Raw genomic sequence first — 14,363 nt, forward strand, 5'->3', positions numbered from 1 at the left:
CGCGTGACCGTGCTGACACCACCAGCCTCCCGCCGACCGCGCCGCGATGCATGTCCGCAGGACTGGGCTCGGCCCGCATCCGCCTCTTCCCCACGAGGCTCGGCGCCGCCGGCGCCCCGGGAGTGGTCCCCCCCCATGCCGGGGCCCTGGCCGCTCGCTTCCGGGTGATCGTGCCCGACCTGCGCGGACACGGCCGCTCGGCGGTGCCGGACGAGGGCAACACCCCGGCGGAGACGGCGGACGGCCCGGACGCGCTGTTCGACGGGCCGGTGGCGGCCGTGGGCCACTTCCTGGGCGGGCCGGCCGTCAGCCTGCTCGCCGTACGGCACCGGGAGGGAGAGGAACACGTCGGACGGACGGTCCGGCTGCCGCGTGACGGGTCGGATCACGTCAGGCCGTGGTGACCTCCACCGGCAGCTTCTTGATGCCGTTGACGAAGTTGGAGCGCACCCGCGGTACCTCGCCGACCAGGCGGATGTCCGCCAGGCGCGGGATCAGTTCCTCGAACATGATGCGGATCTCGGTGCGGGCGAGCAGGTTGCCCAGGCACAGGTGGGGGCTGCCCTTGCCGAAGGTGACGTGGTCGTTGTCGCGGCGTGTGACGTCGAAGTCGTAGGGGTTGCCGAAGACCTCCTCGTCGCGGTTGCCGGAGGCGAACCACATCACCACCTTGTCGCCCTCCTTCACCCGCTTGCCGCCCAGCTCGACATCGCGGGTGGCGGTGCGGCGGAAGTGGTAGACGGGGGAGGCCCAGCGCAGGAACTCCTCGACCGCGACCGGGATCAGCGAGGGGTCCTCCTGGAGGCGGGCCAGCTGCTCGGGGTGCTGGATGAGGGCCAGCATCGAGTGGGAGATGGTGTGCCGGGTGGTCTCGTTGCCGGCGACGACCAGGAGGAGGAAGTAGTTGTCGAAGTCCTGCGGGGAGAGCGGGACTCCGTCGCGGGGCGTGGTGTTGACCAGGCGGGAGACCAGGTCCGTGCCGTCGCCGCCCCGGCGCTGCCGGGCCAGCTCACGGCCGTACTCGAAGACCTCCAGCGAGGCGGGGGAGCGGAAGGGCAGATCGCGGTACCGCTCGCTCTCCTCGCTGTGCAGCAGGACGTCCGCGTAGTCGGGGTCGGTGTGGCCGATGATGCGGTTGCCCCAGTCGATGAGCCGCTGGTTGTCCTCCGGGGGGACGTCCAGCAGCCGGGCGAGCACGTTGATGGGGAAGTCCGCCGAGACGTCCTCGACGAAGTCGAAGCGGCCCTTGGCCAGGGCGGCGTCGAGGGTCCTCGCGGTCAGCCCGCGCAGGAAGTCGGTGTAGCCGCTGATCACGTTCGCGCCGAACTGCCGCTGGATCAGGCTGCGCAGCGCCCGGTGCCGCACCCCGTCCAGTTCGAGGATCGAGGCGCGCTTCTTGATCTGGTCGTCGTCGACCTCTTCCAGGTTGACGAACTTCGTCGACGTGAACGTCTCCGCGTCGCGGTCGACCCGCACGATGTCCCGGTGCCGGGTCAGCGACCAGAAACCGGAGTTGGGCGCCTCCTCGGGCTGCCAGTGCACCGGGTCCTCGTGACGCAGGGTGTGGAACATCCGCCACGGCGTCACGCCGTCGGTGAAGCGGTCCAGGTCGGCGAGGTTCACCTCGGCCAGGGGCAGCGGCTCGCGCACGGCGTCGGTCAGGGTCTCGGTCGTCATGGGCATGCTCCTCGGCGTCACAGGTGGTAGGCGTACTCGGTGAACTCCCAGTCGGTGACGTGCCGGTGGAAGCGTTCGACCTCGTCGCGCTTGTAGGAGAGGAAGGACGTGGTGAATCCCTTGCCGAGCAGGTCGGTCAGGGCGGTGTCCGCCTCCAGCGCGTCCAGCGCGGCGGACAGGGTCTGCGGCAGGACGGCGGAGCGGGCGGTGTCGTAGCCGTAGCCCTCCAGCGGGGCGGGCGGTTCCTCGCCGGCCAGCACGCCCAGCAGCGCGGCGGCGGTCATCGCGGCGATCGCCAGATAGGGGTTGGCGCTCGCGTCGCCCAGCCGCAGTTCGAGCCGGGCGCCGGTGCCGCGCTCGGGCGGGATGCGCACCATGGCGCTGCGGTTGTCCAGTCCCCAGTCGATCAGCCAGGGCGCGAGGGTGTCCGGGCCGAAGCGTTTGTACGAGTTGATCGTGGGGTTGAGCAGCGCCGCCAGGGCGGGCGCGTGGGCGAGGACGCCGGCGACGGCGTGCCGGGCGCCGGCGGACAGGCCGTACGGGCCCGACGGGTCGTCGAAGGTGTTGCGGCCCTCCTCGTCCTCGCAGGACAGGTGCAGGTGGAAGCCGGAGCCGCCCGCGTCGTTGAAGGGCTTGGCCATGAAGGTGGCCAGCCGGCCTTCCTTGCGGGCCAGTTCCTTGATCGCGGCCTTGAAGCGGAAGGAGCGGTCGGCGGCCGACACGGCGTCCGAGTGGGCCAGGTTGATCTCGATCTGGCCGCCGTCGAACTCGTGGTTGCCGCTGATCGCCCCGACCCGCAGATCGCGCACCTGGCGCAGGGTGCGCAACAGGTGGTTGTCCGGGTCGGCGCGCAGCCCGGCGGTGTAGACGACCCCGGGGTCGGGTGCGTAGCGGCGCCAGCCGCCCGACGGGTCCGGCTCGCACAGGAAGTACTCGAGCTCGGGCCCGACGACCGGCCGCAGCCCGTGCCCGGCGCACCGGGCGAGGACGGACCGCAGCAGATCGCGGGGTGACTCGGGGGCGGGCGCGCCGGTCGCCGGGTCGACGACCTCGCCCAGACAGGCGGCCACCCCCGGCTCCCAGGGCAGCGGCACCAGCGTGTCGAGGTCGGGGCGGACGCAGATGTCCGGCAGTCCCGCGTCCAGCCCGCCGCTGACCGGGACGACGTCCCCCTGGGGGGTGGTGTGGTAGACGGCCCGGCAGAACGCCAGGCCGTGCGCACAGGCCCGGGGCAGTTCCTCGAGTAGCACGTCACGCGCGCGGTCGGTGCCGATCAGGTCGGGATAGGTCACCCGGACCACGTCGATGCCGTCGGCGGCGAGCCGGTCCATGTGGCGGCGGACTTCTTCGGAATCGTGAGCGCTCACCGTTGTCTCCTCGGGCGGACGTCGGGACACCTCCGGGACACGGGGCCGGGGAGGCGGGTGGCGTGAGAGCGAGCGGCCGGGCGCGGCGGAGCCAGGGCAGCCCGGAACTTGTTTGATGCCAAACGGTAGAGCTGGGTGTGGGGCCCCGCAAGAGGGCCGGGGAAAGAATTTATCCATCCGGATAGCTCTTGACCAGCCCCCTGCCCCTGCCTACCTTGTTTGAAGCCAAACGAGTTCGGGGTGCTTTCCACGCACCCCGTTGGCCGGGGCCCGGCCCCTTCCGGCCGGGCCCCTTTTCCTTCCGTTTCGACGCCCCTCACATTCAGGAGGACCGGCCATGAAGGTCGTCGTCGACATGAACAAGTGCCAGGACCACGGTCAGTGCGTCTTCTCGGCCCCCGACGTCTTCCGGATGGACGACGACGGCCGCCTCGCCTACGTCCCCGACCCCGACGACGCCCTGCGCGACGAGGTCGAGGAGGCCGCGGACGTCTGCCCGCTGCAGGCCATCCGGATCGAGGACTGACATGAGCGGGCGCATCGTCGTCGCCGGCGCCTCCCTCGGCGGACTGCGCGCCGCCGAGCAGCTGCGCGCCGCGGGCTGGACCGGCGGCATCACGGTGATCGGCGACGAGCCGCACCCGCCGTACAACCGGCCCCCGCTGTCCAAGGAGGTCCTCGCGGGCAGGGCGGCCTTCGCGTCGCTGGCCTTCACGCCGAAGGCGTCCGCGACGGATGTGGAGTGGCGGCTGGGCACGAGGATCGTCTCGGCACGGTTCGCCGGGCGCACCGTCGAGCTCGATGACGGCTCGGTGCTCCCCTACGACGGCCTGGTCGCCGCCACCGGGATGCGGGCCCGGCGGCTGCGCTGCCCCGGGCCGGTCGCCGGCCGCCACACGGTGCGGACCATCGACGACGCCCAGGTGCTGCGGGACGAGCTGACCCGGCCCGGCGTGCGGGTCGTCGTGGTCGGCGCCGGGTTCATCGGCTGCGAGGTGGCCGCGACGGCGATCGGGCTCGGCGCCGCCGAGGTGACCGTGGTAGATCCACTGCCCCTGCCGATGGCCGGGCCGCTCGGGGACCTGCTCGCGCGGGAGCTGCGCACGCGCCACGAGGAGCGCGGGGTCCGCTTCGTGCTCGGTGCGGGTGTGGCCGGGTTCGAGGGCGACGACCGGGTCACCGGCGTCGTGCTGAGCGACGGGTCCGTGCTGCCCGCCGATGTGGTGGTGGAATCCGTCGGATCGGTCGCCAACACCGAGTGGCTCGACGGCAACGGACTCGACCTGAGCGACGGCGTGCTCACCGACGGGCAGCTGCGCGTCGGCGGCCGGCCCGACGTCGTCGCGGTGGGCGATGTCGCCCGCTTCCCGAACGCCCGCTACGACGGTGTGCCGCGGCGGGTCGAGCACTGGTCCGTGCCGACCGACTCGGCCAAGCACGCGGCGAAGGTGCTCGTCGGCGGCGACGCCGGACTGCCGCCCTTCGCGCCCCTGCCCACCTTCTGGAGCGACCAGCACGACTTCCGGCTGCAGTCCTTCGGTGCGCCCGTCCTGGGGCTCGGCGACGTCCGGGTCCTCGACGGTGACCCCTCGGGGGATGTGGTGGTCGGTTACCACCGCGATGGACGGCTGGTCGGAGTCGTGGCGCTCGGCGGGCCCTCCGCCGCCCGGGCCGCCGCCCGGTACCGCGCCGATCTGCTGAAGCAGCCCTCTCTCACCCCGCAAGGAGCCCTCTCGTGACCGGTCTTCGTGGTTACTTCCATCCCAAGACGGCGACGGGCGCCTCGTCGCTGATCCCCTCTCCGCCCTGGCGCTACTCCGGCGACCTGCTCACCGTCGAGTACCGGACGGACCCCTCACGCGTGCGTGAACTGCTCCCTGAACCGCTGGAGCCGGCGGATGAGGACCCCGGTGCCGTCGCCCTGATCTGGGCCGACTGGCAGTCGTGCTCGACGTCGGGGGAGGAGCTGCTGGACCCCGTACGGGCCCAGTACAAGGAGGCGTTCGCGGTGGTGCGGTGCCAGTACCGGGGGCAGACGTACTCGCGGTGCGTCTACATCTGGGTGGACAAGGACTTCGCCATCGCTCGGGGGCTGCATCAGGGGTATCCGAAGAAGCTCGGCTCCATCCACCAGACGCGGCCGCATCCCTGCGGGCCCGCTCCGCGGATCGAGGCGGGAGCCCGGTTCGGGGCGACGCTGGCGGCCGCGGACCGGCGTCTCGCGCAGGCGGTGGTGACGCTGCGGGAGCCGTCCGAGAGCGGCGGGTTCGTCAACGCGCATCCCATGGCGCATCACCGGTGGCTGCCGTCGGTCGAGGGCAAGGGCCTGGCGCTCGACGAGCTGATCGAGTCGGGGGCCGCGTCCTTCGAGGGCGGGCAACCGTGGGCCGGGGACGCGGAGTTGGAGCTGTTCGAGGCGCCGACCGAGGAACTGGCCCGGCTGGAGATCCGGGAGCCGATCGCCGCGTACTACCGGCAGGTCGGGGTCGTCTGGGACGGGGGGCGGCTGCTGGAGGCCGGTACCTCCGGAGCGGTTGCCGAGTAGTACCGGTGGTCGAGTGCGGGTGCGTCGTGGTTGTCCGCGCCCACGCGGCGGAGCCGCACATGATGACAGCCCTGCGCCCCTGAGGACATGCAGTAGCCCCTCATGGAATGGAACTCTTCCCATGCCTGACAACATCACCGTCGCCGGTGTTTCCGTCGACACCCGGCACTGGATCGGCGGCGAGCGCGTCGCTTCCGCCGGGACCTTCACCGATCACTCTCCCATCGACGGCGGCGCACTCGGCGAGATCGCCCGCGGTGGGCCCGCCGAGGCCGAGGCCGCCGTCGCCGCCGCCCGTGACGCGTTCCCCGCCTGGGCCGCCACGCCACGCGCCGAGCGCGCCCGCATCCTGCACGCCATCGCCGACGGCGTCGAGAAGCGGATCGACGAGCTGGCGATCGTCGAGACCACGGACAACGGCGCCCTGCTCCGCTCCCACCGGCGGGGCGTCATGCCCCGCGTCGCCCACAACTTCCGCTTCTTCGCCGACTGGTTGCTCCGGCTCGACCACGAGGACTTCGAGACGCGCGGTCACACCAACCACGTCAGCTGGGACCCGGCCGGGCCCTGCGTGCTGATCACGCCGTGGAACGCGCCCCTCATGCTCGCCACCTGGAAGGTCGCCCCCGCCCTCGCCGCAGGCGACACCGTCGTCCTCAAGCCCGCCGAGTGGTCGCCGCTGACCGCCTCCCTGCTGGCCGACATCGCCGCGGAAGCCGGACTGCCCGCCGGTGTCCTCAACGTCGTCCAGGGCTACGGCTCCGAGATCGGCGACGCGCTCACCTCCCACCCCGACGTGCGCCGCATCAGCTTCACCGGGTCGGTCCCGACGGCACAGCGCATCGCCGGCTCCGCCGCCGCGAATCTCACACCCTTGAGTCTCGAACTCGGCGGCAAGTCACCGCTGTTGGTCTTCGCCGACGCCGACCTCGACCTGGCCGTCGACCTCGCCGTGGAGCAGTACGACAATGCCGGGCAGGTCTGCCTGGCGGCGACCCGGCTGCTCGTCGAGGAGTCGGTCGCCGGTGAGTTCACCCGCCGGTTCGTCGAGAAGGCCACGGCCCTGCGGCAGGGCGACCCGCGTGACGAGGGCACCGACATCGGGCCCAACATCCACCCCCGCCAGCTGGAGAAGATCGACGGCTTCGTGCGGCGGGCCGTCGCGGCCGGGGCACGGGCGGTCATCGGCGGGCATCGCAAGGACGGGCAGTACTACGCGCCGACCCTGCTCACCGACGTCGCCCAGGACTCGGAGATCGTGCAGGAGGAGGTCTTCGGGCCGGTCCTGACCCTCCAGACCTTCGCCGACGAGGACGAGGCCGTCCGGCTCGCCGACGACACCCGCTTCGGGCTGGCCGCCACCGTCGCGACCGGCGACCGGGACCGGGCGGAGCGGGTCACCGCGCGGCTCGTCGCCGGCACCGTCTGGGTCAACTGCTTCTTCGTACGCGACCTCCAGGCACCCTTCGGCGGCTCCCGGCGGTCCGGGGTCGGACGCGAGGGCGGGACCTGGAGCTTCGACTTCTACTGCGACCTGAAGAACACCGTCACCGCCCCGAAGGGATGGAAGGACCATGGGTGAGATCGTCGGCGCGGGCCTGCTCGCCCACGTGCCCACCATCGTGCTGCCCGAGGCCGACCGGCTGGAGCTCAACGAGGGCAAGGAGATCACCCTCGTCACCGGGCTGCGACAGCTGCGCAGGGACGTATTCGAGCGGGACGACTACGACACCGTCGTCGTCCTGGACTCGCACTGGGCGACCACCGTCGAGTTCGTCGTGACCGCGCAAGCGCGCAGGGCCGGGCTCTTCACCTCCGAGGAACTGCCCCGCGGCATGTGCAGGATGCCCTACGACTTCCCCGGCGATCCCGAACTCGCCCACAACGTGGCCGCGTTCGCCGGCAAACACGGCACCTGGATCACCCCGATCGACGACGAGTACCTGCCGATCTACTACGCCACCGTCAACCTCTGGAAGTTCCTCGGCGAGGGACTGCCCGACAAGCGGTGGGTCACCATCGGCGTCTGCCAGACCGGCGACATGGAGGACCATCTGCGGCTCGGACGTGCCCTCGCCGACGGGATCGCCGCGACCCCCGGCCGCCGGGTCCTCCTGATCGCCTCCGGCGCCCTGTCCCACACCTTCTGGCCGCTGCGCGAACTGCGCGACCACGAGGCAGGCGACCCGGTGCACATCCGTACCCCCGAGGCCCGTGCGGCCGACTACGAACGCATCGCCTGGTTCAAGGAGGGCCGCCACGACAAGGTCCTCGACACGATGGACGAGTTCTGGACGTACAAGCCCGAGGCGAAGTTCTTCCACTACCTGATGATGGCCGGCGCGCTCGGCGAGCAGCGCTGTGCCGCCCGGGCCCGTCAGTACGGCGAGTACGAGAACTCCATCGGCACCGGCCAGGCCCACCTCTGGTTCGACCGCCCCACGGGCGGCTGGCCCGCAGACCACACACCCGCGCAGGAGTCCGCCCATGCCTGAGTACCGCCGCATCCTCCTGGACGGCGCCGCCGTCCAGGTCACCGTCGACGGTGACGAACTCGTCGCCGGGGACGGCCGCCGCGTCAAGACCGAGGACGCGCTGCACCTGCCGCCGGTCGTGCCGTCCAAGGTCATCGCCGTTCACCTCAACCACCGCAGCCGGGTGGACGAGTTCGGGATCGGGCTTCCCGGCACGCCGACCTACTTCCACAAGCCGACGTCCGCTCTCAACGCCCACAAGGGCGCGATCGTGCGGCCCGAGGGCTGCACGTGGCTCAACTACGAGGGTGAGGTCGCCATCGTCATCGGGAAGACGGCGCGGAACATCGCGCCGGCCGAGGCGGGGGAGTACATCGCCGGGTACACCGTCGCCAACGACTACGGCCTGCACGACTTCCGGGACACCGACGCCGGGTCGATGCTCCGGGTGAAGGGCTCCGACACCCTCTGCCCGCTCGGCCCCGGCCTGGTCACCGACTGGGACTTCCACGGCAAGCGGCTGCGGACGTACGTCAACGGAGAGGTGGTGCAGGACGGCTCGACCGACGAGATGACCTGGGACATGCACTACCTCGTCGCCGACATCGCCCGCACCATCACCCTCTGCCCCGGGGACGTCCTGCTGTCCGGCACCCCCGCCAACTCCCGGCCCGTCCAGCCCGGTGACGTCGTCGAGGTCGAGGTCGAGGGCCTCGGCCGCCTCACCAACCACATCGTCACCGGCCCGACCGCCATCCGCACCGACGTGGGCGCCCAGCCCACCGAGTCGGAGGAGGTCCTCTCGACCGCGCTCGGCGGCGACTGGGAATTCCGTGGCATCCGCCCACCGCGCCGCTGACGCGGAGGTCGCCGTGCTGACCCGGGGACCGGCCGCTGCGCCGCTGTCGCGGGGATCGGGCACGGTGGCGCCGACGCGGGCTCTGGCCGTCCCGTCGCCGACGCGGCATCCGGCGGGGACGCCGCCGGACCGTCGTCCGGCCGCCGCCGGACCGTCGTCCGGCCGCCGCGCCGCCGATCCGGGGGCCGGTGGCCGCGTCGCCGGCGCGGGGGCGGGCCGCAGTGGTGCTGACGCGGGTTCTGCCCGTTCCGCCGCCGGCACGGCGTCCGGCCACCCCGTCGCCGCGCGGGACCGCCCGGGTAGGGTCGCGGGCATGACCGAGCCGGTCGGGCGTCGACCCCGTAAGCGCGTGAACTACGGCACGGGCCGTGAGGCCCTGCTGGAGGCCGCCGTGCGGGTCGTGGCCCGGGGCGGGCTGCGCAGGCTCACCTACCGGGCCGTCGCGGAGGAGGCCGGCGTCACCCATGGCCTGGTCGTGCACCACTTCGGCTCTCGCGACGCCCTGATCGAGGAGGCCGTGGCGCACGCCATCCGCTCCTCCCTGAGCAGCAGCGCCCTCGAACCGGGCACGGGCAGGGCCGCCGACTTCTCGGTCGGTCTGACGGACATGGTCGAGTCGGGGCCCGACCTCCAGGCGTTCCAGTACGAACTGCTGCTGGAGTCCCGGCGCCGCCCCGAGCTCCTGGCCCACCTGCGGGCGCTGTACGACGAGTACTTCGACGCGACGCGGCGCGAACTCACCCAGATGCTGCCCGGCCCGGTCGGCGAGGGCCTGTCCCGGATGGTGTTCGCCACGCTGGAGGGGCTCGTCCTGCACCAGCTGGTCTTCGGTGAGCGCGAGGTCATCGACGAGGCACTGGACGAGCTGCGCTCGGTGCTGCGGCTGCTCGCCGAGCGGCGCGACGACGAGGCCTGACCCTCTCCGGCCTTCCCCTTCCCGCGGCGCGCGAATTTCCCCGTCCCCCACCCCTTGCCAAACGGATAGTTTCGCCCCACGATGAGGCAACTCGTTTGGCCTGAAACGATCCTTCCTCCCCTCTGGCAGGTGATCCGAGTGGACAGTCAGACGGTCGCCCGACACGCGGCGAAACCGGACGCGCCCACCGCAGGCACGCTCAAGCCCAACGCCCTCGGCGTCCTGGGCATCCTCTTCTTCGTCCTGTCCGCCCAGGCCCCGCTGACCGGCATCGCCGGCGCGGCCCCCATCGCCGTGGCCCTCGGCAACGGCCCCGGCGTGCCCGCCGCCTACCTCGTGGCGGGCCTGGTGATCCTGCTGTTCTCGGTGGGCTTCGTCGCCATGGGCCGCCATGTGGTGGACGCGGGCGCCTTCTACACGTACATCGGCAAGGGCCTCGGCCGCACCACCGGCACCGGCAGCGCCGGCCTCGCGCTCTTCGCCTACTGCACCATCCAGGCCGCCATGTACGGCCTCTACGGGGCCATCGTGAGCGGCCTGGTCGCGAGCCACACCGGCCTCGACCTGCCGTGGTGGGTCTGGACGCTGGTCACCATGGCCGTCGTCCAGGCGCTCGGAGCGGCCGGCGTCGAGATGGGCGCCAAGGTCCTCGCCGTGTTCGTCCTCGCGGAGTTCAGCATCCTGTCGGTCTTCGCCCTGGTCACCCTCTTCAAGGGCGGCGGACCCGAAGGGCTCGGCCTCGCGGACAGCTTCTCCCCGTCCGCCGCCCTGGACGGAGCCCCGGGCGTGGCCGTGATGTTCGCCGTGGCCTCCATGTTCGGCTTCGAGGCCACCGCCATCTACGGCGAGGAGGCCCGTGAGCCCAAGAAGACCGTGCCGCGCGCCACGTACCTCGCGGTCGCCGTGGTCACCGGCTTCTTCGCCCTGGTCTCCTGGATGCTCGTCTCCTCCTACGGCGCCTCCCGGGCCACCGCGGCAGCGGGCAAGGCCCTGGAGGGCGGCGACGGGGCCGGGTTCGTCTTCGCCCCCATAGCGGCGGACTTCGGCGGCTGGGTGAACGACGTGCTGCCGATCCTGCTCGCCACCTCCCTCTTCGCCGGCATCCTCACCTTCCACAACTCGGCCAACCGCTACCTGTTCTCCCTCGGCCGCGACCGGCTGCTGCCGCTCCGGCTGTGCCGGCTCAACCGCCGCCACGCACCCTGGACCGCCGGGTGCGTCCAGACGGTCCTGGCCGTCCTCCTGGTGGTGCCCTTCGCGCTGGCCGGCAAGGACCCGGTGCTGACGCTGTTCTCCTGGTTCAGCGGCGTGGCCGTCCTGGCGATGATGCTGCTGTACCTGCTGACCTCGGTGTCCGTTCTCGTCTTCTTCCGCAGGGCCCGTCTCGACGCCCGCCTCTGGAACACGCTGATCGCACCCGCCCTGGGCGCGCTCGGCATCGCGGGGGCGATCTGGCTCATCCTGGCCAACTTCGCCACCCTCATCGGCGGCGAACGCACCACCGCCCTGTGGCTCACGCTGTCCGTCCCGGTCGTCATGGCGCTGGGCCTGGCCGCCGCACGGGTGCGCGGGAGGACCGCCGCGGCCGCCGACGGCTGACGCTACGCGGCAACGGCCGCGCACGGCCACAGTCATATCGTTTGAGATCAAAGGAGGTCCGTCATGTCCGCCGTCCCCCACGACGAGTGGCTGCGTCGCGCCAAGGCGTTCCAGCTCTCCGGCGCCCATCACGTCGACGGCGCCGAGGAGGCCGGGGGAGGGGCGACGTTCCCGGTCGTGTCCCCGCGAGACGGCCGGGTCCTCGCCGACGTCGCGGACGGCGGCGCCGCCGAGGTGGGCGCGGCCGTCGCCGCCGCCCGGCGGGCCTTCGACACCGGCCCGTGGCCGCGCCTGGCACCCGCCGAGCGCGGCCGGGCCCTGCTCCGCCTCGCCGACCTGCTCGAAGAGCGACGCGAGGAACTCGCCCTCACGGTCAGCCTGGAGATGGGCAAACCGATCTCGGACGCGTACGGCATCGAACTGCGCGCCGTCATCGGCACCTTCCGCTGGTACGGCCAGCTCGCGGACAAGCTGACCGACACCGCCCCCCACACCGCCCCGGACGCCCTCGCCCTGGTCACCAGGGAGCCCTCCGGGGTGGTCGGGGCGGTGGTCCCCTGGAACTTCCCGCTGACCCTGGCCTGCTGGAAGGTCGCCCCGGCCCTGGCGGCCGGCTGCACGGTCGTCCTCAAGCCCTCGGAGAACTCCCCGCTCTCCGCCCTGCTCCTCGGGCGCCTCGCCACCGAGGCCGGCATCCCGCCCGGCGTGTTCAACGTGGTCACCGGCGACGGCCCGGCAGCGGGCCGTGCCCTCGGCCTCCACCCGGACGTCGACGTCCTGGCGTTCACCGGCTCCACCGCCGTCGGCCGCCACTTCCTGCGCTACGCCGCCGACTCCAACCTCAAGCGCGTCTGGCTGGAGCTCGGCGGCAAGTCGCCCAACATCGTCCTGCCGGACGCCCCCGACCTCGACCGGGCCGCCGCCACCGCCGCCTGGGGCATCTTCTTCAACCAGGGCGAGATGTGCACGGCCCCCTCCCGGCTCCTCGTGCACTCCTCGATCGCCGAGCGGGTCACCGAGGCCGTGGTCCGGCGGGCCCGTGAACTGAGGGTGGGCGACCCGCTCGACCCGGAGACGGAGATGGGCGCACTCGTCGGCAGCGGGCACCTGGACCGCGTACGCGACCACATCCGCAACGGCGTCGACGAGGGCGCCCGGTTGCGTGCAGGCGGCGACCGCGTCCTCGCCGAGACGGGCGGGACGTACCTGGAGCCGACCGTCTTCGACCGCGTGGACCCGGGATCGCGACTGGCGCGGGAGGAGATCTTCGGCCCCGTCCTGTCGGTGCTCGCCTTCGACGACCTCGACGAGGCGGTCCGGCTGGCCAACGCCACCGAGTACGGCCTCGCCGCCGGCCTGTGGACCTCCGACCTGTCCACCGCACACCGGGTCTCCCGTCGGCTGAAGGCCGGAACGGTCTGGGTCAACTGCTACGAGGAGGGCGACCTGACCGTGCCCTTCGGCGGTATGAAGCAGTCGGGCAACGGCCGCGACAAGTCCGTCCACGCGCTGGAGAAGTACACCGAACTCAAGACCACCTGGATCCAGCTGTGAGGCCCCTGATCGCGATCCCCGCCCGCTTCGCCGAGCGGACCTCCGCCCTCCGGTACGCCGCCGAGGTCAACGCCCGCGCCCTCATCGAGGCCGTCTGGCGGGCCGGCGGCGAACCGGTCAGCATCCACCCGGCGGACACCGGCACGGCCGCCCGGCTCGCCCGCTTCGACGGCGTCCTGCTCCCCGGCGGCGGCGACCTCGCTCCCTCCCGCTACGGCGCCACCGACACGCACGAGGCCGTCTACGACGTCGACACCCTCCAGGACACCTTCGACCTCGACGTCGCCCGGCACGCCCTGGCGACGGGCCTGCCCCTGCTCGCCGTCTGCCGCGGCCTCCAGGTCGTCAACGTCGCCCTCGGCGGCACCCTGGAGCAGGACATGGGCGGCCCGGAACGGGAACACCGGCACCTCGTGCACCCCGTCACCCTCGACCCCGGCTCGCTTCTCGCCCGGGCCACCGGCGCCGAGAAGGCCGACGCGTCCTGCTACCACCACCAGCGCGTCGACCGCCCGGCCCCGGACCTCCTCGTCACGGCCCGGGCGGCCGACGGCACGATCGAGGCCCTCGAACTCCCCGGCGGCGACGGCTGGTTCACGGCCGTCCAGTGGCACCCGGAGGACACCGCCCACGAGGACCCCGCCCAGCAGGGCCTGTTCGACGCACTCGTGCGGGCCGCGACCCGGTGAGGCCGCGGCCAGGCTCAGGACCGGGGCCGCCGCCCGCTGCGCCGCGGGGCGGGCTCGGCACCGCCCAGCAGGGACTGCCGCCGCTCCTCACCGTGCTCCTCCACCTGGAGCACCACACTGCGCAGCCCTTCGGCGAGGCTGCGACACTCTGCGTCGCTGAGCCCGCCGGTGACGAAGGCCTCCTCCTCGTTGAACGCCGGGAACACCCGCGCCATGAACTCCTCGCCCTCGTCGGTGAGGCTCAGCAGCACCAGGCGCCCGTCGCTCGGATGACCGTCCCGCCGCAGCAGGCCCCTGGACTCCAGCGTGCGCACCACACCCGTCAGCGTGCCCTTGGAGATGCCCGCCTCCTCCGCCACGTGCCGGGTCTCCGACTCGCCCCACACCCAGACCACCCACAGCACCACGAAGGCCGTCCAGGTCAGGTCGGAGCCGCGCAGCACCGAGTTCTCCAGGTGCTGCCGCACCGCGGACGCGGCCCGGTAGATGTTCGCCACCGCCGCCATCTGCTCCCGGCGGATCGGAATGCCGCCGAGCTTCGCCGCGGCGAGCTTCTCGGCTTCGGTGATGGATCGGTGCCCCGGCACGGGTGGCTCCTTCGTCTGGTCGCGACGCGTCACGCACGGGCGGCTCAACCCTGCGTCCAGTCGTTCGGACTCAAATTGTACGAAGCTGAAAGGAAT

At 72.3% G+C, this 14,363-nt stretch carries 14 protein-coding genes; 11 read left to right on the forward strand and 3 right to left on the reverse strand.

All coding sequences use genetic code 11. The features are described 5' to 3' along the window. Positions 1–50 precede the first annotated feature (50 nt). A complete protein-coding gene (locus G3I77_RS09375; RefSeq protein WP_248502155.1) occupies positions 51–404 on the forward strand; it encodes an alpha/beta fold hydrolase in 354 nt (117 codons plus the stop codon). On the opposite strand, the gene G3I77_RS09380 is transcribed toward G3I77_RS09375, so the two are convergent. Both G3I77_RS09380 and G3I77_RS09385 read right to left on the reverse strand, forming a co-directional pair. Continuing rightward, a complete protein-coding gene (locus G3I77_RS09380; protein WP_374385373.1) occupies positions 391–1,677 on the reverse strand; it encodes a cytochrome P450 in 1,287 nt (428 codons plus the stop codon). The two genes, G3I77_RS09375 and G3I77_RS09380, sit on opposite strands and share 14 nt — an antisense overlap. A 17-nt stretch (positions 1,678–1,694) precedes the next feature. Further along, positions 1,695–3,044, reverse strand: coding sequence for a glutamine synthetase family protein (locus G3I77_RS09385; RefSeq protein ID WP_248502157.1), 1,350 nt, complete (start codon positions 3,042–3,044; stop codon positions 1,695–1,697). Between the two features lie 337 nt (positions 3,045–3,381). Here G3I77_RS09385 and G3I77_RS09390 point away from each other — a divergent pair, with 337 nt between their 5' ends. From G3I77_RS09390 to G3I77_RS09435, 10 genes are all read left to right on the forward strand, one after another. After that, positions 3,382–3,570 carry a ferredoxin gene (locus G3I77_RS09390; RefSeq protein ID WP_031108213.1) on the forward strand — a complete coding sequence of 63 codons (189 nt, stop codon included), beginning with the start codon at positions 3,382–3,384 and terminating at the stop codon, positions 3,568–3,570. Position 3,571: 1 nt separating this feature from the next. Next, on the forward strand, positions 3,572–4,783 hold the full coding sequence (locus G3I77_RS09395) for an NAD(P)/FAD-dependent oxidoreductase (RefSeq protein WP_248502158.1): 1,212 nt from the start codon (positions 3,572–3,574) through the stop codon (positions 4,781–4,783). Continuing rightward, complete coding sequence (locus G3I77_RS09400; RefSeq protein ID WP_248502159.1) at positions 4,780–5,589, forward strand: acetoacetate decarboxylase family protein; 810 nt, start codon at positions 4,780–4,782, stop codon at positions 5,587–5,589. The genes G3I77_RS09395 and G3I77_RS09400 overlap by 4 nt, the downstream gene beginning before the upstream one ends. Positions 5,590–5,710: 121 nt before the next feature. Continuing rightward, positions 5,711–7,171 (forward strand): aldehyde dehydrogenase, encoded by a 1,461-nt coding sequence (locus G3I77_RS09405; protein WP_248502160.1) that lies wholly within the window; start codon positions 5,711–5,713, stop codon positions 7,169–7,171. Then, positions 7,164–8,084: a 3,4-dihydroxyphenylacetate 2,3-dioxygenase gene (locus G3I77_RS09410; RefSeq protein ID WP_248502161.1), complete on the forward strand. Its 921-nt coding sequence runs from the start codon at positions 7,164–7,166 to the stop codon at positions 8,082–8,084. The genes G3I77_RS09405 and G3I77_RS09410 overlap by 8 nt, the downstream gene beginning before the upstream one ends. Beyond that, positions 8,077–8,922 (forward strand): fumarylacetoacetate hydrolase family protein, encoded by an 846-nt coding sequence (locus G3I77_RS09415; RefSeq protein WP_248502162.1) that lies wholly within the window; start codon positions 8,077–8,079, stop codon positions 8,920–8,922. Before G3I77_RS09410 ends, G3I77_RS09415 begins: the two co-directional genes overlap by 8 nt. A gap of 313 nt (positions 8,923–9,235) precedes the next feature. After that, positions 9,236–9,838: a TetR/AcrR family transcriptional regulator gene (locus G3I77_RS09420; RefSeq protein ID WP_248502163.1), complete on the forward strand. Its 603-nt coding sequence runs from the start codon at positions 9,236–9,238 to the stop codon at positions 9,836–9,838. A gap of 138 nt (positions 9,839–9,976) precedes the next feature. After that, positions 9,977–11,437 (forward strand): APC family permease, encoded by a 1,461-nt coding sequence (locus G3I77_RS09425; protein WP_248502164.1) that lies wholly within the window; start codon positions 9,977–9,979, stop codon positions 11,435–11,437. A 63-nt stretch (positions 11,438–11,500) separates the two neighbouring features. Beyond that, positions 11,501–12,991, forward strand: coding sequence for an aldehyde dehydrogenase (locus tag G3I77_RS09430; protein ID WP_248502165.1), 1,491 nt, complete (start codon positions 11,501–11,503; stop codon positions 12,989–12,991). Further along, entirely contained in the window at positions 12,988–13,680 is a 693-nt protein-coding gene (locus tag G3I77_RS09435; RefSeq protein ID WP_248502166.1) for a gamma-glutamyl-gamma-aminobutyrate hydrolase family protein, read from the forward strand. The genes G3I77_RS09430 and G3I77_RS09435 overlap by 4 nt, the downstream gene beginning before the upstream one ends. Before the next feature lie 14 nt (positions 13,681–13,694). Here the strand turns inward: G3I77_RS09435 and G3I77_RS09440 are convergent, their stop codons facing one another. Beyond that, on the reverse strand, positions 13,695–14,267 hold the full coding sequence (locus tag G3I77_RS09440; protein WP_248502167.1) for a MarR family transcriptional regulator: 573 nt from the start codon (positions 14,265–14,267) through the stop codon (positions 13,695–13,697). Positions 14,268–14,363: the final 96 nt, after the last annotated feature.

Origin of the sequence: Streptomyces sp. D2-8 (assembly GCF_023184515.1) — a bacterium.
In the GTDB taxonomy this organism is placed as follows: Bacteria; Actinomycetota; Actinomycetes; order Streptomycetales; family Streptomycetaceae; genus Streptomyces.

Excerpts from the sequence above, each read along its gene's own strand:
- G3I77_RS09375 (WP_248502155.1), top strand. The coding sequence starts at position 51 with ATGTCCGCAGGACTGGGCTCGGCCCGCATCCGCCTCTTCCCCACGAGG.
- G3I77_RS09380 (WP_374385373.1), bottom strand. The coding sequence starts at position 1,677 with ATGACGACCGAGACCCTGACCGACGCCGTGCGCGAGCCGCTGCCCCTG.
- G3I77_RS09390 (WP_031108213.1), top strand. The coding sequence starts at position 3,382 with ATGAAGGTCGTCGTCGACATGAACAAGTGCCAGGACCACGGTCAGTGC.
- G3I77_RS09395 (WP_248502158.1), top strand. The coding sequence starts at position 3,572 with ATGAGCGGGCGCATCGTCGTCGCCGGCGCCTCCCTCGGCGGACTGCGC.
- G3I77_RS09405 (WP_248502160.1), top strand. The coding sequence starts at position 5,711 with ATGCCTGACAACATCACCGTCGCCGGTGTTTCCGTCGACACCCGGCAC.
- G3I77_RS09410 (WP_248502161.1), top strand. The coding sequence starts at position 7,164 with ATGGGTGAGATCGTCGGCGCGGGCCTGCTCGCCCACGTGCCCACCATC.
- G3I77_RS09415 (WP_248502162.1), top strand. The coding sequence starts at position 8,077 with ATGCCTGAGTACCGCCGCATCCTCCTGGACGGCGCCGCCGTCCAGGTC.
- G3I77_RS09420 (WP_248502163.1), top strand. The coding sequence starts at position 9,236 with ATGACCGAGCCGGTCGGGCGTCGACCCCGTAAGCGCGTGAACTACGGC.
- G3I77_RS09430 (WP_248502165.1), top strand. The coding sequence starts at position 11,501 with ATGTCCGCCGTCCCCCACGACGAGTGGCTGCGTCGCGCCAAGGCGTTC.